Genomic DNA, 16,138 nt, shown 5'->3' with positions numbered 1-16,138 from the left:
CCCCGGTTCTGTTTTTTATACCCGCCTGGGGGGGGGGGGGGGCCCCGCGGCGGCTCCCCTGGCCCCCGGGGGGGGGGGGGGGCCGGGGGCCCCCCCCCCCCCGCTCGTGTGTGCGGATTCACCGCCCCGGTTGCCCCGAAGGGCGCACCCGGGGTCTCCGGGGACGCATAATGGGGGCGATACATCGGATGTCTGGAGGTCGCCCATGGCTGTCACCGACGAGGCCATCGAGAAGATCAAGGGAATGATCGTCTCGGGTGCGCTACGGCCCGGCGATCGTCTCCCCAAGGAGAGCGAACTCGCCGCGGAGCTCGGCCTGTCCCGCAACTCGCTGCGGGAGGCGGTGCGCGCCCTGTCGCTCATCCGCATTCTCGACGTGCGCCAGGGCGACGGCACGTATGTCACCAGTCTGGATCCGCAGCTGCTGCTGGAGGCGCTGAGCTTCGTGGTGGACTTCCACCGCGACGACACGGTGCTGGAGTTCCTGGCGGTCCGCCGGATCCTGGAGCCGGCCGCGACCGCGATGGCGGCGAGCAGGATCACCGAGGAGGAGCTGGACCGGCTGAGCGCCCAGCTGGACGCGCTGGGCAGCCATCCGTCGGTCGAGGAACTGGTGGCCTGCGACCTGGAGTTCCACCGCGGCATCGTGCAGTCGTCGGGCAACTCGGTGCTCTGCTCACTGCTCGACGGGCTCTCGGGACCGACGACACGGGCGCGGGTCTGGCGCGGTCTGACCCAGGAGGACGCGGTGAGCCGCACGCTCCATGAGCACCGGGCGATCGTGGCGGCGCTCCGGGACCGGGACGCGGAGGCGGCGCGGGCGTGGGCGACGGTCCATGTGGCGAGCGTGGAGCAGTGGTTGCGGTCGACGCTGTAGGCGGGGGGCGGGGTGAGCCGGGGCTCCGCCCCGATACCCCGCACCCCGCCCCTCGAACGCCGGCGGGGCCGGAAGGACCGGCCCCGCCGGCGTTCTCCGACGCGTGACGCTCAGTCCTGCTTCTCGCCGCTCGCGAAGCGGGAGATGACCAGGGCGACGATGATGATCGCGCCGTTGAGGAACTGGTTCCAGAGCGCGGGGACACCCCCGAGGGTCATCACGTTGACCACGAGTTGCAGGGTCAGTACGCCGGTCAGCGCACCGAACAGGGTGCCGCGGCCGCCCTTGAGGCTGATGCCGCCGATGACCGCGGCGGCGAACACCTGGAAGATCCAGCCGTTGCCCTGGGTGGCGGCGACCGCGCCGTAGTGGCCGGTGTAGAGGACGCCCGCGAAGGCCGCCAGCAGGCCGCCGACGGCGAGCACGATCCAGGTGACCCGGTCGACCCGGATCCCGGCGGCGCGGGCGGCTTCCGGGTTGCCGCCGATCGCGTACAGCGAGCGTCCGTGCCGCAGCCAGGCCAGTGCCGCGCCGCCGATCGCGAAGAGCACCAGGCAGATCCAGACCGCGGCCGGGGCGCCGAACCACGAGGTCTTGCCCAGGTAGCGGAAGGACTCCGGGACATCGGTGATGGACTTGCCCTCGGTGATGCCGATGTGGAGTCCGCGCAGCATCGTCAGCATGCCGAGCGTGGCGATGAAGCCGTTGACCCGCAGCTTCAGCATCAGGAAGCCGTTGACCGCCCCGATGGCGAGGCCGACCAGCAGGCAGACCGGGATCGCCGTCCAGGTGGGGAGCACTCCCAGGCCGGAGAAGCGGCCGCCCTCGGAGGGCAGGACCAGCCACATCGCGACGACGGGCGCGATGCCGATCGTCGACTCCAGCGACAGGTCCATCCGCCCGCAGATGAGGATCAGCGCCTGGCCCAGGACCAGCAGGCTGAGCTCGGAGGACTGCTGGACGACGCTGATCAGGTTGTCCGAGGTGAGGAAGACCGGCGAGACGATGAAGCCGATCACCATCAGCACCAGGATCACCGGCACCAGCGAGAAGTCGCTCCACCGGATCAGCTTGAGCCGGCTCAGCGGGCTCTCCCCGTCCACGCCGCCCTTCGGCGTCCCGTCGAGGTCCTCGGCCGCGGACGGCCGTATCGTGCCGGTCATTCCCTCTCCCCCACACCTTCCATGGCGGCGACGAGTTCGCCGTCCGTCCACCCGCTTGCGAACGTTGCGACGACCCGCCCGTGGAACAGGGCGAGCACCCGGTCGCAGACCCGCAGATCGTCCAGCTCGTCCGAGACGACGACCGCGGCGTTGCCCTCGTCGGCGACCCGCCGGACGACCCCGAGGAGCGAGTCCTTGGACTTGACGTCCACCCCCGCTGTCGGCCGGACCGCCACCAGCACGCTGGGCCCGCGGGCCAGTGCGCGGGCGACCACCACCTTCTGCTGGTTGCCGCCGGAGAGCCCGGTGACGGGCTGTTCGGGCCCCTGGGTCTTGATGTCCAGCGAGTCGATCATGCCGCGGGCGAACTCCCGCGTACGGGAGGGCAGTACGGTCCCCCACGGCCCGAGCTGGTCGGCGACCGTGAGGGTGGCGTTCTCGGCGACGCTGCGCTGCGGGACCAGCCCCTGGTCGTGCCGGTCCTCGGGGATGTAGCCGATCCCGGCGGCCAGCGCGTGCGGCACGCTTCCCGAGCGCACCTCCCGGCCGTGCACCCGGACCGTCCCGCCGCCGGCCTTGCGCATGCCCGCCAGGACCTCGCCCAGTGCCGTGTTGCCACTGGCCGCGGCCCCGGCCAGGCCGAGCACCTCGCCGGGGCGCACCTGGAGGTCAAGGGGCTCGAACCGGCCGTCCAGGGTGAGCCCCTCGGTGCGCAGGACGGGTTCCGCCGACGGGTCGGGCGGTGGGGCGGTGCCCGCCGCGTGCCAGGCGACGGCTCCGGCCGGCTTCTCGCCCGTCATCGCCGCCACCAGCTCCGCCTTGGCGACGTCGGCCACCGGGGCCGTCAGGACGTGCCGGGCGTCGCGGTAGACGGTGACCGCCGTGCAGAGCTCGTACACCTCCTGCAGGTGGTGGGAGATGAAGAGGAACGCCACTCCCTGGCTCTGCAGTTCCCGGAGTTTCCCGAAGAGCCGTCCGATGCCGCGGGCGTCGAGCTGGGCGGTCGGCTCGTCGAGGACGATCAGCCGTGCGCCGAAGGACAGCGCACGGGCGATCTCGACGAACTGCCGCTGCTCGACGGCGAGATCGCGCGCCCGGGTGTTCGGGTCGACCTGGACCCCGTAGTCGGCGAGGAGCCGCTCCGCGCGCTTGCGCAGCCGCCCCCAGCTGATCCACCGGGAGTTTTCGTCGAACCGGTTGAGGAAGAGGTTCTCGGCGACGGTCAGGTCGGGGACGACCATCGACTTCTGGTAGACGCAGGCGACCTTCGACTGCCAGGCCGTGGTGTCCCCGAAGGCGGGTGCGGGCTCTCCGCCGAACGTGACCGTGCCGGCGTCCGCCCTGTGGAGTCCGGTCAGGACGCCGACCAGGGTCGACTTGCCCGCCCCGTTGCGGCCGACGAGGGCGTGCGACTCACCTGGCCGCACGGTGAGCTTCACCCCGTCGAGCGCGACGGTCGGTCCGAAGCGTTTGACGACGCCTTCCGCCTGTACGGCGGGTTGGGGTGCCTGGTCCATGGCTATTTCTTCTTCTCCAGCTGGTTGGCCCACAGCTTCGGGTCGTCGACGTTCTCCTTGGTCACCAGAGGCGCGGGGAGCTGGTCCTCGAGACCGTTGGGGATCTTGATGATCGTGGAGTCGTGGTCGGTCGGACCCTCCTTGAAGGTCTTCCCGTCCAGCGCCGCCCTGGCGTAGTACAGCGCGTACTTCGCGTACAGGTCGGCGGGCTGGGAGATCGTCGCGTCGATCTTTCCGGCCTTGATGGCGTCGAACTCCTCCGGGATGCCGTCGTTGGAGATGATGGTGATGTGGCCCGGCGAACCGGCGGGCTTCAACAGCTTCTTCTGCTCCAGGAGCGCGAGGGTCGGCTGCAGGAAGACGCCACCGGCCTGCATGTAGATGCCGTTGATGTCGGGGTGCGCGGCCAGGGTCGACTGGAGCTTGGCGGAGGCGACGTCGCCCTTCCAGTCGGTGGCGAGCTCGAACACCTTGATGCCCGGGAAGTCCTTGTCCATGCAGGCCTTGAAGGCCTGGGACCGGTCGCGGCCGTTGATCGAGGAGAGGTCGCCCTGGAACTCGACGACCTTGCCCTTGCCCTTCAGCTGCTCGCCGAGGTACTTGCAGGCTTTGGTCCCGTACGCCTTGTTGTCTGCCCGCACCACCATGTAGACGTCGCCCTTGTCGGGGCGGGTGTCGACGCTGACGACCGGGATCTTCTTCCCGTTCAGGTTGCTGAGCGACTCGGCTATCGCGCCGGTGTCCTGCGGGGCCATCACCACGGCCTTGGCGCCCTGGTCGCTGAAGGTCTGGACGTTGGCGACCAGCTTGCCGATGTCGTTCTGCGAGTTGGTCAGCGGCAGCGCCTTGACCTCGCCGCCCTTGACCCCCTTCTCGATGTAGTTCTGGTAGGAGTTCCAGAAGTCGCTGTCGCTGCGCGGCAGGTCGATTCCGACCTTCCCGCCCCCCGCGCCGTCGTCCGACGATTCGCGGTTGCAGCCCGCGAGGGCTGTGACGGCCAGCAGTACGGCGCAGGCTGCCGCACTCGTCGTACGCACTCTCATTGGTGTCCCGTTCCTTTGTGGAGTAGCGGCTCGGAGATCCGTTGGCATGTGCTGGTTGCGGGTGGTGCGAGGGATGCGGCTCAGGTGATCGTCAGCTGTCGGCGGGGCGCAGGCGCAGGCCCTGCATTCCGCCGTCGACGGCCAGTGCGGTGCCCGTGACGGAGGCCGCGGCGGGGCTGGCGAGGTAGACGATGGCGGCGGCCACCTCGTCGGCCGAGACAAGCCGGCCCAGCGGCTGGCGTGCGTTGAGGGCGGCGCGTTCGGCGTCCGGGTCGTCCGCCCGGCCGAGCAGCCGGCCGATCCACGGGGTGTCCGCGGTGCCCGGGTTGACGCAGTTGACCCGGACGCCCTCGCGGACGTGGTCGGCGGCCATGGCGAGCGTCAGTGAGAGCACCGCGCCCTTGCTCGCGCTGTACAGGGCCCGCTGCGGCAGGCCGGCGGTCGCCGCGATCGAGCAGGTCTGGGTGATCGACACGGCACCGGGGCGACGGGCCGCGGCGCTCCGCAGATGGGGCAGGGCGTGGCGGGCGGTGCGCACCATGCCGAGGACGTTGACGTCCAGGACCCGGGTCCACTCCTCGTCGTCGTTGTCCTCGACGGAACCGATGGAGCCGATACCCGCGTTCGACACGAGGGTGTGCAGGGAGCCCAGTCCGGCCGCCGCACGGTCGACGGCCTCGCGCACGGCCGCGTCGTCGGTGACGTCCGCCTCGACGGCGAGCGTGCCCTCGGGGGCGCCCGCTGTCTCGCGGTCGAGGACGGCCACCTGGGCGCCCCGCTCCATGAGCATGGCCGCGACGGCGGCCCCGATACCGGAGGCTCCACCCGTCACCAGGGCGTTCATCCCCTCGAAGTCGCGTGTGCCGGTCATCGGCCGTCCTCCTCGGTGGTGCGGCGGGCCTGCCAGACGGGGCCCTCCGGGTAGCGGTGTGCGGCGATCGACTCGGGGAACATCTGCGCGGAGAAGCCCGGGGAGGCCGGGGCCCGGTAGCGGCCCGCCTCGATCACGGTGGGATCGACGAAGTGTTCGTGCAGGTGGTCGACGTATTCGATGACCCGGTCGTCCCAGCTGCCGGAGACGGCCACGTAGTCGAACATCGAGAGGTGCTGCACCAGTTCGCAGAGGCCGACGCCGCCCGCGTGCGGGCAGACGGGGACCTCGTACTTGGCGGCGAGCAGCAGGATCGCGAGGTTCTCGTTGACGCCCGCGACCCGTGCGGCGTCGATCTGGACGAAGTCGACCGCGCCCGCCTGGAGCAGTTGCTTGAACACGACCCGGTTGGCGACGTGTTCGCCGGTGGCGACCTTGACGGGCTGTCCGGCGCGCACGGCCGCGTGTCCGAGGACGTCGTCGGGACTGGTGGGCTCCTCGATCCAGTGCGGGTCGTACGGCGCGAGCGCGGTCATCCACTTCACCGCGTCGGCGACGTCCCAGCGCTGGTTGGCGTCGACCGCGATCCGCACGGTGTCGCCGACGGCCTCACGGGTGAGCCCGAGCCGGCGGATGTCGTCGTCCAGATCGCCGCCGACCTTCAGCTTGATCTGGGTGAAGCCGTCGGCGACGGCCTCCTTCGCCAGCCTGACCAGCTTGTCGTCGGAGTAGCCGAGCCAGCCGGGCGAGGTGGTGTAGGCGGGGTATCCCTCGGCGCGCAGCCGCGCGGCCCGTTCGGCCCGGCCCGGTTCGGCGGCGCGCAGGATCGTGAGCGCCTCCTCGGGGGTGAGGGCGTCGCTCAGGTAGCGGAAGTCGATGAGGGAGACGAGCTCCTCGGACGTCATCTCGGCCAGGAACTGCCAGACGGGTCTGTCCGCCCGCTTCGCCGCCAGGTCCCAGGCGGCGTTGACGACCGCGCCGGCCGCCATGTGCATCACGCCCTTCTCCGGACCCAGCCAGCGCAGCTGCGAGTCATGGGTGAGGTCCCGGTACAGGGCGCCGAGGTCGGCTGCCGTACGGGGGACGGGGCGCCCGACCACGTGGGATCGCAGCGCCCGGATGGCGGCGGCCATCACCTCGTTGCCGCGCCCGATGGTGAAGGAGAAGCCATGTCCCTCGATACCTCCGCCGTCACCGTCCACGGCGTCGGTACGCAGGACGACGTAGGCGGCCGAGTAGTCGGGGTCGGGGTTCATGGCGTCCGAGCCGTCCAGTTGTTCCGAGGTCGGAAAACGGATGTCGTGGACCTCGAAATCCGTGACGGTCTGACTCATGCGCGCCCCCAGGGGAAATAACATCGGACCTCTGCTCTGGTCATCCGATGTATAGCGGTCCGAAGGTTCCAACGTCCAGGGTCGAGGCGAAATTGGCCGCACACAGCTCGGATGTATGACAGGCTGGATGCCCTGATTAGGCCGGTGATGCACCCTCGTGGCCCGGGTTCGTCCGGCGACGGTCGGGAACTGCGGCGGGAGTGGCCGGAAGCCGTAAGGTTGTTCCGTACGCAAGGGAACTTCGGAAGGAGGCCTGGGTGATCGAGCTCGAGGGGGTTCCCGAGCTGATCGACCCGGTCATGGTGGCCGCGTTCGAGGGGTGGAACGACGCAGGTGACGCCGCTTCCACAGCGGTCGCGCACCTGGACCGGGAGTGGAAGGGCGAGGTGTTCGCGGCGCTGGACGCCGAGGACTACTACGACTTCCAGGTCAACCGCCCGACGGTGTGGCTGGACGGCGGGGTGCGCAAGGTCACCTGGCCGACCACCCGGCTCTCCGTGGTCCGCATCGGCGGGGACAAGCCCCGCGACCTCGTCCTGGTCCGGGGCATCGAGCCCTCCATGCGCTGGCGCTCGTTCTGCAACGAGATCCTGGGCTTCGCCCATGAACTGGGTGTCGAGATGGTGGTGGTGCTCGGCGCGCTGCTCGGCGACACCCCGCACACCCGCCCGGTCCCGGTCAGCGGCGTCACGTCCGATCCGGACCTGGCGCGGACCATGGACCTGGAGGAGACCAGGTACGAGGGGCCGACGGGCATCGTCGGCATCCTCCAGGAGGCCTGCACCCACGCGGGCGTGCCCGCGGTGAGCCTGTGGGCGGCGGTGCCGCACTACGTGTCGCAGCCGCCCAACCCGAAGGCCACCCTGGCGCTGCTGAACCGTCTGGAGGATCTCATCGGGCTGCGCATCCCGCTGGGCGAACTGGCCGAGGACGCACGCGCCTGGCAGCTCGGGGTGGACCAACTGGCCGCCGAGGACAGCGAGGTGGCGGAGTACGTGCAGACGCTGGAGGAGGCCCGGGACACCGCGGAGCTGCCCGAGGCGAGCGGCGAGGCCATCGCCCGGGAGTTCGAGCGCTATCTGCGCCGCCGGGATCCCGGTCCGCTGTCCGGGCCGGGTGGGCACGCCACGGAGAGCGGCGACGCCTCGTATCTGCGGGACACCTCCAGCGGCCGCACCAGGCCGCCGAAGCCGACCCGGCCGGAGACCGGCCCGGGGCCGGTGAGCGGCTCCGGCAGCGGGCCCGGAGCCGGTCCCGCGACGGGCCCGGAGCCGGACGACGGCGGTGAGGCCCACGGGGCCGACGGCCGGCAGGATCCGCCGGAGGACTCGCCGGAGGACTGACCGGGACAGCGGGGAGCCCGGCGGGGGCCCAACCCCCCGGCGCCCCCCATTGGCAGCGGTCAATAAGGAACAGACGAAGCGCGCGGCGCCCCAGTCGCCGTGGTCGCCGGTCTTGGAACCGTTGGTGTCCGTGACCTTCAGACGGACGTGGCGCGCACCGTCGAGCGCCACGTCGACCGGTACGGCGGCCGACGCCCCGGTGACCTTCGGCGAGGTCCAGAGCACCTTCCCGTCGGCCTCGACGGAGAACGCCACCTCGCCGTATCCGTCGATCTCGTCGTCGATGCCCGCGTCCGCGGTGAACTTCGAGCAGTGTCCGCCGAGATAGACCTCGATGTCGGAGTCGGCGTGCGTGCCGATTCCCTTCTCGTACACCTTTCCGGCCAGCGTGAGCGGGCCGCCGTCCTCGGCCCCCGACTCGCCGTTGCTGCGGTCACGCTCCGCCGGGCCGTAGCCGTTGACGGAGTTCAGCCACTCCAGATCACTCGCCCACACCTCACCGGCGGGCGGCGGCGGCATCACCGAGGCGGCGATCCGCCGAACGGCCGTCCGGGGTTCGCCGGCCGAGCGGTAGCGGGCGAGCGCGGTGATCCGCTCCTCCCCCACCGCGGCGTCCTTCGCCGGGGTCACCGACACCTCGACCCGCCGGGTGGTGCCCGCCGGGATCCGGCGCACGGCGGTGGCCGGGGTGACCTTCCAGCCCTTGGGGACATCCAGCGAGACCGCCGCGTCCGTCACATCGCCGCTGCCCGCGGTGACGTCGACGGCGACGGTGGCCGGGGCTCCCGCGCCGATCTCCTGCCCCTGCGGCGCGGAGACCGTGGCAGCCGCGGCCGCGTTCCGTCCGCCGACCGCGCTGGTGTTCTCCAGCTTCACGGAGAACTTCCTGTCCGTGGACAGCGGTGCGGTCTTGATCTTGACCACGCCGCCGCGGTCGTCGCGGTCGTACCACCAGCCCTGCTTCGCCGAGGCGTACGCCGCGGCGGAGCCGAGCCGGGGCAGCTTGCCCGCGAGCTTCACCGCACCGGGCTCGGAGCCGGTGTGCACGCTGAACTCGTACGGACGGCTGCTCTGCTTGCCCGCGAACTTCCCCTTGCTCGCACCGATGTCGACGGTGACGTCGCCCGCACCCTTGGCCGGGGCACGGACGTCGGCGGTCTGCGTGGCGTACGCGCCGTCGCGGTGCTGCCGGGTCACGCCGTCGTCCTCGTACAGGGTGAACGAGGACTTGCCCTGCGGGTAGATGTCCCAGGCGAGCGGGGAGCCGGCGGTGCGGTCCTTGTACGAGCGGATGCCCGGCCACATCGGCACACTGGCGCCGCCCTTGACGAACAGCGGCAGGGTGTCGAGCGGGGCACTGTAGTCGTCGACGGTGACCGGCCCCCGGTAGGTCCGCCCGGTCCAGTAGTCGGTCCAGGTGCCCTTGGGCAGGTAGATGCCGTCGCGCTCGGTGCTGTCCTGGTAGACGGGGGCGACGAGGAGGTCCTCACCCGACATGAACTCGTACTTCGCCGCGTCCGTCGCGGCCTTCGGGTCGTCCGGGTACTCCAGCACCAGCGGCCGGACCATGCCGACACCCGTCTTCGTCGCCTCGTGCGCGTAGGAGTACTGGTAGGGCAGCAGCGACTCCTTGAGCTTGAGGTAGTCGCGGTTGATGGAGGTGTACGGCTCCCCGTAGCGGTAGGGCTGCTTGTCGTCGGCCGCCCAGCCGTCCATGGTCATCGTGGTCCCCAGGAACATCTTCCACTGGAGGTCACGGGTGTACGTCTTGGCGCTGCCGCCGAAGATGCCGTCGACGTCGCCCGTGGTGTAGGCGAGGCCGGACATCGTGGCGCCGGCGTAGGTCGGGATCTGCCAGCGGATGTAGTCCCAGGTGCCGTACTGGTCGCCGGACCACTGCACACCGCAGCGCTGGGCACCCGACCAGCTCTCGGGGGCGTAGGTGAAGCCGCGGGCGTCGCTGTTGTCCTCGATGCCCTTGTAGGCGTCCTTGCAGCCGTCCAGGGCGAACTTGTAACCGTCGCCGACCCAGGCGACGTCCAGCTTGGCCACGCGCTGGCCCGCCTTGACCTGGTCGCCGAGCTTGTCGATACCGTCCTCGGTCCACAGGCCGAGCTGCATGTCACGGTCCTTCAGGCCCTTCGCGGTCTCCGCGAGATCCTCGTATCCGCAGCCGTAGCCGTCGTTGACGAGCATCCAGCCGTTCGGCATGTCGTTCTCGACGTATCCGTCGGCGACCTTCAGCGAGTCCAGGGTGCGGCGCTCGCCGCGGTTGGCGTTGTGCAGGTAGCAGTCCGAGTCGCCGATCTCCATGCCGTACACGGGCGGCAGGAACGGCTTGCCGGTGAGCTTCGTGTACTGGCCTATGACGTCCTTGGCGCTGTCACCGGCGAAGTAGTAGGCGTCGAAGCGCTGCTCCTGGGCACTGGTGGTCACCGGGTCGGTGAAGGCGTAGGTGTTGGGTGCGAAGGTGTTGCGGAACACCCCGTAGCCGGCCGACGAGAGGTAGAACGGCACCGAGTTGGGGTGGCCGCCGTCGTCCCAGTCGTAGTCGACGCCGACCTCGACGGTCCGGTCCCGGTGCGAGGTGTTGCCGCGCCCGTTCTGCATACCGGCGCCGTAGAACTGCTCGTCGCCGCCGCGCGCGAGGGTCTGGGTGGTCTTCTCGCCGTCCCAGCTCAGCCCCTTGGCCTCGGACCACACCCGGCTGCCGTCGGCCCGGTACAGGGCGAACCGCAGCGGCGACTTGTAGGCACGGAGCGTGATGTCGCCGGTGGAGAGGTCGTAGCGGTCGCCGCGCTCCTTCCAGCGGGTGCGGGGCGGCGATCCCTGGGGCAGCACGATGGCATCGCCTGCCGGGTCGGAGAACGTGCCGTCCGGGGCGAGTTCGATCCGGAAGGTCTCGTCGGACACGAAGCTGACACGGGCCTCGGCAGTGCCCGCGCGCAGGTGGTAGACGGATCCGTCGGCCGAGAAGCCGGTGAGGTCGCCGACCGTCGTCCCGTCGGGTGCGGCCGGATCCGCCGCCGCACCGCCCGGTCCCGAGAGGACGGCGAACAGCCCCAGCAGCGCTGCAACTACTGCCGATCTGATGCGCGTTGATGATTGCATAGAGCGCTTTTAGCGCAGCATCGAGCATTTGACCATGGACAAAACGGAACCGGCCCCGAACTTCATCAAGAAGTTCGAGGCCGGTGAACGGACCTGATCCTGCGGAGAGTTACAGCGCGACACCGAGCAGCGCGTCGACGGTGCGCGAGACGAGTCCCGGCGCCCCCTCGTCCGAACCGCCCCCGGCGGTCTGCCGCTCCGCCCAGCGGTCCACGGCGGCCAGCGCGGCCGGGGTGTCCAGATCGTCGGAGAGGGCCTCGCGGACCTCCTCGACCACCGCGTCGGCGGACAGCCCGTCGGGCCGCGAAACGGCGGCACGCCAGCGCGCAAGACGCTCCACCGCGTCGGCGAGCACCTGGTCGGTCCACTCCCAGTCGGAGCGGTAGTGGTGCGAGAGCAGGGCCAGCCGGATCGCCGCCGGGTCCACACCGTCGCGGCGCAGCGCCGAGACGAAGACCAGGTTCCCCTTGGACTTGGACATCTTCTCGCCGTCCAGGCCGACCATGCCGGCGTGCACGTACGCCTGGGCGAACGGGTGCTCGCCGGTCAGCACCTGGGCGTGCGAGGCGCCCATCTCGTGGTGCGGGAAGGCGAGGTCGGAGCCGCCTCCCTGGACGTCGAAGCCCATGCCGAGGTGGTCCAGGGCGATGGCGACGCACTCGATGTGCCAGCCGGGCCGTCCGGCGCCGAGGGAGCCGCCGTCCCAGCTCGGCTCGCCCGCGCGGGCGGCCATCCAGAGCATCGGGTCGAGCGGGTTCTTCTTGCCGGGGCGCTCCGGGTCGCCGCCGCGTTCGGCGGAGAGCAGCCGCATCGCCTCGGCGTCGAGGTTGGAGACCTGACCGAAGTGCGGGTCGGTGTCGACGGAGAAGTACACGTCTCCGTCGAGGTCGTAGGCGGCGCCCGCGTCCCGGAGTCGTTCGACGAGCGGCACGATGCCGGGTATCGCCTCGACGGCTCCGATGTAGTGCTGCGGCGGGAGCATGCGCAGGGCAGTCATGTCCTCGCGGAACAGGGCCGTCTCGCGCTCGGCGAGCTCGGTCCAGTCCTGCCCGTCGCGCACGGCCCGCTCCAGCAGCGGGTCGTCCACGTCGGTCACGTTCTGGACATAGTGAACCTGCCGCTTGGTGTCGAGCCACACGCGCTGAACCAGGTCGAACGCGTTGTAGGTCGCCGCATGACCCATATGGGTCGCGTCGTACGGCGTGATGCCGCAGACATAGATGCGGGCGACGGGACCGGGGTCAAGGGTGATCCGTCCGCCGGTCGCGGTGTCGTGGATCCGAAGGTCGCGGCCCTTGCCAGGCAGGGCGGGGACCTCAGAAGCGGGCCAGGCATGCATGCCACGAGCGTAACCGGACGCAGCTTCCGGATACGAACCGGAGGGGGGATCCTGTCCGAAGAGGCACTCTTGCGCACGGCCCCGAAATGTGTCCGGGCCCCGCCCGGCGGGCCGCCGGACCCGGTCTCCGGGCGATGCGGTGCCCGGGCCGCCGCCCCCGGCCCCGCCTACACCGGCGGCCACGGAATGGCCGGCCACCCACCGCTCGGCTCCCGGTGCAGCCCGGTGGAACGCAGCCCCGCCACACGGGCCCGCAGCGCCTCGATCTCGGCCGCGGTGATCAGTTCGCCCAGCCGGGTGACCAGCGCAGCCCCCGGCTCGAGCTCCCCGGCCAGCCGGTCCAGCACCTGCGTGGCCTCCGCGGGCAACGGCTCGCCGGCCCAGCCCCACAGCAGGGTGCGCAGCTTGTCGTCGGCGTTGAAGGTGACCCCGTGATCGATGCCGTACAGCCGGCCGTCGGGCGCGGGCAGCAGGTGTCCGCCCTTGCGGTCACCGTTGTTGATCACCGCGTCGAGGACGGCGAGCCGCCGCAGCCGGGGATCGTCGGCGTGCACCAGCAGCGCCGTCCTGCCCTCGCCGACCTCGGCGAGCGCCACGGCCTTCCAGCCCTCGCCCGGCTCCTCGTCCTCGACGAGCGCGAGCAGCCCCGGTTCGTCCTCGCCCTGCGGCACCGCCTCGATCCACAGCTGGCACATGCCCTGGCCGTAGGGTCCGTCCCGCAGCACGGTCGGCGGCACCAGCCCCCAGCCCATCGCCTCGGAGACCTCGTACGCGGCCACCTCGCGCTGGGCGAGGGTGCCGTCGGGGAAGTCCCACAGGGGCTGTTCGCCGGCCACCGGCTTGTAGACGCAGTGCGCTTCGTCGCCCTCGTACGCGACCGAGCAGTACAGCACCGCGTTGGAGGCCCCCCGAACCTGCCCGAGGACGGTGAGCTCGCCCTTGCCGAGCAGGGTCAGCCGCTCGGCGTCGGTCAGGCCCCGCGGCGGTATCCGTTCTGGCGCGGGCATACGTGTCCTTCCGGATCGAGCGGGAGGCTGCACAGGGGGCACGGCGGGCGGCCGGCGTTCACGACGTCCAGAGCCCGTTTCGCGAAGGCGCGAGCCTGCGCCCCGCTGAGCCGGACGCGGAGCATCGGCGGGCCGTTCTCCTCGTCCTGGAGCAGCCGCTCCTCGGCCTCCGCGAGATCCTCGACGGATTCCGCGTCCAGCTCGACCAGGGCCTGCGCCTCGACGATCATGCGCTGTTCCTCGCCGTCCCAGGCGAGCGCCATCGTGCCGACCCGGAACTCCTCCTCGACGGGGGCGTCGAGCGGGGCGGTGTCGGTGACGTCCATCGGGGCCACGGCGGGCACCGGGGAGTTGCCCCCCGTGCGCCGGACCACTTCGTCGAGCAGTTCGTCCACCCGCTCGGCGAGGGCGGCGACTTGGGTCTTCTCCAGGGCCACGCTGGTGACACGTCCGCCTGAGGATGCCTGCAGGAAGAACGTACGACGTCCAGGCAGCCCGACCGTACCGGCCACGAAACGGTCCGGGGGGTCGTAGAGGAACACCTGACGGGACACGTCCTGTCTCCCTTGTGATTTGACGCGGATGGGGGGCGGCCGGGGCCCGGGAGAGTCCTCCCGGAAAAGGCGCCTACGGCGCGTCCACCCTACTGCGCGGAGCGATCACGGTGATCCAGCGCCGCCGCCGACCGCCGCGTCCCCTTCCCCGCCGCTCTTCGCACCCGCGCCGTCGGCGGAGTCAGGGGCCGGTTCGCGCGGCGCCAGGGGGGCGAGGTCGCCGGTGTCACCGAGCCTCAGCAGGAACGGCCGCAGCCGGGTGTAGCGGATCGCGGTGACCGAGCACGGGTCGGCGTGAACGCGCTGGAAGAGGTCCAGATGCATGCCGAGCGCGTCGGCGACAAGGGACTTGATGATGTCGCCGTGCGAACACATCACGTACACGGCGTTCTCGCCGTGCTCCGCCTCGATCCGCGCGTTCCACTCCCGTACCGCGTCGACGGCCCGTGCCTGCATCGCCCGCATGGACTCGCCGCCGGGGAACGCCGCCGCCGACGGGTGCTGCTGCACGACCGTCATCAGCGGCTCGTCGACGAGCTCCGCGAGCTTGCGGCCCGCCCAGTCGCCGTAGTCGCACTCGCTGATCCGCTCCTCGGTGTGGAGAGGCAGTTCCGGCCGGGCGTCGAGCAGCGGCCGCAGCGTCTCGCGGCAGCGCTGCAGGGGGCTGCTGACGGCCGCGACGAGCGGGAGCGCGGCCAGCCGGCCGGGAAGCGCCGCGGCCTGCTCGGTGCCGCGCTCGTCGAGCGCGACGCCGGGTGTCCGGCCCGCGAGCACCCCGGCGGTGTTGGCGGTGGAGCGTCCGTGACGTACGAGGATCAGGGTGGGCATGCGGCCAGCCTAAGGGCAGTCCGTTCGGACCAGGCCGGGCTCCCGGGCCCCGCTCCCTGATCCGGCCCGATCCGGCATGGTCCGGACGGCAGGCCCTGGGCCGACACCCCCGCAAAGGTGCGTCCGGGAGCGGAGCAGGGCAGAATGCGCGCCGTGATTGTGGACTGTGCCATCTACCGGGACGGGCGCCGCACCGACGGCCCCGATGACTTCTCCGACGCTCTCGAAGAGGCCCGGGCCGCCGGTGACGCGTTCTTGTGGATCGGCCTGCACGAGCCGACGGAGAAGGAGTTCGACCGGGTCAGCAGCGAGTTCGGACTGCACCCGCTGGCCGTGGAGGACGCCCTGTCCGCGCACCAGCGTCCGAAGCTTGAGGTCTACGACGACTCGCTGTTCGCGGTGATCAAGCCGGTCATGTACGACCACGACACCGACACGGTCGACGCGGACGAACTGATGGTGTTCATAGGCGACTCGTTCGTGGTCACGGTCCGGCACGGCGAGGCCGCGCCGCTGGCCGCCGTACGCCGCCGCCTGGAGGCCGAGCCCGATGTGCTGAAGCACGGGCCCACGGCCGTGCTGTACGCGGTCAGTGACGCGGTCGTGGACCACTACATCGACGTCGCGGGAGAACTCCAGGTCGACCTGGAGGAGCTGGAGACCCAGGTCTTCGCCCCCAGCGGGACCGGCGACTCGAAGAACACCGCGGCCCGCATCTACACGTTCAAGCGCCAGGTGCTCGAGTTCCGCCGGGCCACCGTCCCGCTGGCCGCCCCGATGGCCCGGCTGGCGAGCGCGGGGGTGCCCTTCGTCCACGAGCGTTCGCAGCCGTTCTTCCGGGACGTCCAGGACCATCTGACACGCGCCAACGAGCAGGTTGAGGGGCTCGACAGGCTGCTCTCCGACATCCTGTCCGCGCATCTCGCGCAGATGGGGGTGCGGCAGAACGACGACATGCGCAAGATCTCGGCCTGGGCCGCCATGGCGGCGGTGCCGACCATGGTCGCGGGGATCTACGGCATGAACTTCGACCACATGCCGGAGCTGCGCTGGGTCTGGGCGTATCCCGCGGTGATCCTGCTGATGGTGGGTGTGGTCCTCGGCCTGTACCGCCAGTTCAAGCGTCGGGGCTGGCTCTGAGGGAGGGCGGC

General features: G+C 71.0%; 12 protein-coding genes and 1 pseudogene. 3 read left to right on the top strand and 10 right to left on the bottom strand.

Translation table 11 applies throughout. The annotated features are described in order from the left end of the window. The first annotated feature begins 205 nt into the window (after window positions 1-205). Window positions 206-877, top strand: a complete 672-nt coding sequence (locus ACFVJX_RS28585) for a FadR/GntR family transcriptional regulator (protein WP_384135947.1) — start codon at window positions 206-208, stop codon at window positions 875-877. 110 nt (window positions 878-987) lie between these two features. Here the strand turns inward: ACFVJX_RS28585 and ACFVJX_RS28580 are convergent, their stop codons facing one another. The 5 genes from ACFVJX_RS28580 to ACFVJX_RS28560 all read right to left on the bottom strand — a co-directional run bounded on the left by ACFVJX_RS28580 (window position 988) and on the right by ACFVJX_RS28560 (window position 6,805). Continuing rightward, window positions 988-2,040 (bottom strand): ABC transporter permease, encoded by a 1,053-nt coding sequence (locus ACFVJX_RS28580; protein ID WP_384135945.1) that lies wholly within the window; start codon window positions 2,038-2,040, stop codon window positions 988-990. Then, window positions 2,037-3,557 (bottom strand): sugar ABC transporter ATP-binding protein, encoded by a 1,521-nt coding sequence (locus tag ACFVJX_RS28575; protein ID WP_384135943.1) that lies wholly within the window; start codon window positions 3,555-3,557, stop codon window positions 2,037-2,039. The genes ACFVJX_RS28580 and ACFVJX_RS28575 overlap by 4 nt, the downstream gene beginning before the upstream one ends. Before the next feature lie 2 nt (window positions 3,558-3,559). Then, on the bottom strand, window positions 3,560-4,600 hold the full coding sequence (locus ACFVJX_RS28570; protein ID WP_384135942.1) for a sugar ABC transporter substrate-binding protein: 1,041 nt from the start codon (window positions 4,598-4,600) through the stop codon (window positions 3,560-3,562). A 91-nt stretch (window positions 4,601-4,691) separates the two neighbouring features. Next, entirely contained in the window at window positions 4,692-5,471 is a 780-nt protein-coding gene (locus tag ACFVJX_RS28565) for an SDR family NAD(P)-dependent oxidoreductase (protein WP_384135940.1), read from the bottom strand. Further along, the gene (locus tag ACFVJX_RS28560) at window positions 5,468-6,805 is read right to left on the bottom strand and encodes an enolase C-terminal domain-like protein (RefSeq protein ID WP_384135938.1); all 1,338 of its coding nucleotides are present in this window, start codon (window positions 6,803-6,805) and stop codon (window positions 5,468-5,470) included. Before ACFVJX_RS28560 ends, ACFVJX_RS28565 begins: the two co-directional genes overlap by 4 nt. 257 nt (window positions 6,806-7,062) lie before the next feature. On the opposite strand from ACFVJX_RS28560, the gene ACFVJX_RS28555 reads away from it, so the two are divergent. After that, entirely contained in the window at window positions 7,063-8,148 is a 1,086-nt protein-coding gene (locus ACFVJX_RS28555; protein ID WP_384135936.1) for a PAC2 family protein, read from the top strand. Between the two features lie 66 nt (window positions 8,149-8,214). Here the strand turns inward: ACFVJX_RS28555 and ACFVJX_RS28550 are convergent. The 5 genes and pseudogenes from ACFVJX_RS28550 to ACFVJX_RS28530 all read right to left on the bottom strand — a co-directional run. Further along, a pseudogene (locus tag ACFVJX_RS28550) lies at window positions 8,215-11,259 on the bottom strand (NPCBM/NEW2 domain-containing protein); the annotation flags it as partial. Window positions 11,260-11,368: 109 nt separating this feature from the next. Further along, entirely contained in the window at window positions 11,369-12,598 is a 1,230-nt protein-coding gene (gene mshC / locus ACFVJX_RS28545) for a cysteine--1-D-myo-inosityl 2-amino-2-deoxy-alpha-D-glucopyranoside ligase (RefSeq protein WP_384128246.1), read from the bottom strand. Between the two features lie 167 nt (window positions 12,599-12,765). Further along, window positions 12,766-13,605, bottom strand: a complete 840-nt coding sequence (locus ACFVJX_RS28540) for an SCO1664 family protein (protein WP_384128244.1) — start codon at window positions 13,603-13,605, stop codon at window positions 12,766-12,768. Next, window positions 13,569-14,159: a DUF3090 domain-containing protein gene (locus ACFVJX_RS28535; RefSeq protein ID WP_384128242.1), complete on the bottom strand. Its 591-nt coding sequence runs from the start codon at window positions 14,157-14,159 to the stop codon at window positions 13,569-13,571. The genes ACFVJX_RS28540 and ACFVJX_RS28535 overlap by 37 nt, the downstream gene beginning before the upstream one ends. Before the next feature lie 105 nt (window positions 14,160-14,264). Beyond that, the gene (locus tag ACFVJX_RS28530) at window positions 14,265-14,987 is read right to left on the bottom strand and encodes a histidine phosphatase family protein (RefSeq protein ID WP_384128240.1); all 723 of its coding nucleotides are present in this window, start codon (window positions 14,985-14,987) and stop codon (window positions 14,265-14,267) included. Between the two features lie 144 nt (window positions 14,988-15,131). On the opposite strand from ACFVJX_RS28530, the gene corA reads away from it, so the two are divergent. After that, on the top strand, window positions 15,132-16,127 hold the full coding sequence (gene corA / locus ACFVJX_RS28525) for a magnesium/cobalt transporter CorA (RefSeq protein WP_384128238.1): 996 nt from the start codon (window positions 15,132-15,134) through the stop codon (window positions 16,125-16,127). The last annotated feature ends 11 nt before the right edge of the window (window positions 16,128-16,138 follow it).

Source organism: Streptomyces sp. NPDC127177, from assembly GCF_042672475.1.
In the GTDB taxonomy this organism is placed as follows: domain Bacteria; phylum Actinomycetota; class Actinomycetes; order Streptomycetales; family Streptomycetaceae; genus Streptomyces.
The sequence above is the reverse complement of the archived record's forward strand: the minus strand, read 5'-3'. Positions and strand labels throughout refer to the sequence as shown.

What these genes read in the sequence shown, in the direction of transcription:
- ACFVJX_RS28575 (WP_384135943.1), bottom strand. Translation starts at nt 3,557, where the DNA reads ATGGACCAGGCACCCCAACCCGCCGTACAGGCGGAAGGCGTCGTCAAA.
- ACFVJX_RS28570 (WP_384135942.1), bottom strand. Translation starts at nt 4,600, where the DNA reads ATGAGAGTGCGTACGACGAGTGCGGCAGCCTGCGCCGTACTGCTGGCC.
- ACFVJX_RS28560 (WP_384135938.1), bottom strand. Translation starts at nt 6,805, where the DNA reads ATGAGTCAGACCGTCACGGATTTCGAGGTCCACGACATCCGTTTTCCG.
- ACFVJX_RS28530 (WP_384128240.1), bottom strand. Translation starts at nt 14,987, where the DNA reads ATGCCCACCCTGATCCTCGTACGTCACGGACGCTCCACCGCCAACACC.
- ACFVJX_RS28540 (WP_384128244.1), bottom strand. Translation starts at nt 13,605, where the DNA reads ATGCCCGCGCCAGAACGGATACCGCCGCGGGGCCTGACCGACGCCGAG.
- mshC (WP_384128246.1), bottom strand. Translation starts at nt 12,598, where the DNA reads ATGCATGCCTGGCCCGCTTCTGAGGTCCCCGCCCTGCCTGGCAAGGGC.
- ACFVJX_RS28585 (WP_384135947.1), top strand. Translation starts at nt 206, where the DNA reads ATGGCTGTCACCGACGAGGCCATCGAGAAGATCAAGGGAATGATCGTC.
- ACFVJX_RS28565 (WP_384135940.1), bottom strand. Translation starts at nt 5,471, where the DNA reads ATGACCGGCACACGCGACTTCGAGGGGATGAACGCCCTGGTGACGGGT.
- ACFVJX_RS28580 (WP_384135945.1), bottom strand. Translation starts at nt 2,040, where the DNA reads ATGACCGGCACGATACGGCCGTCCGCGGCCGAGGACCTCGACGGGACG.
- corA (WP_384128238.1), top strand. Translation starts at nt 15,132, where the DNA reads ATGCGCGCCGTGATTGTGGACTGTGCCATCTACCGGGACGGGCGCCGC.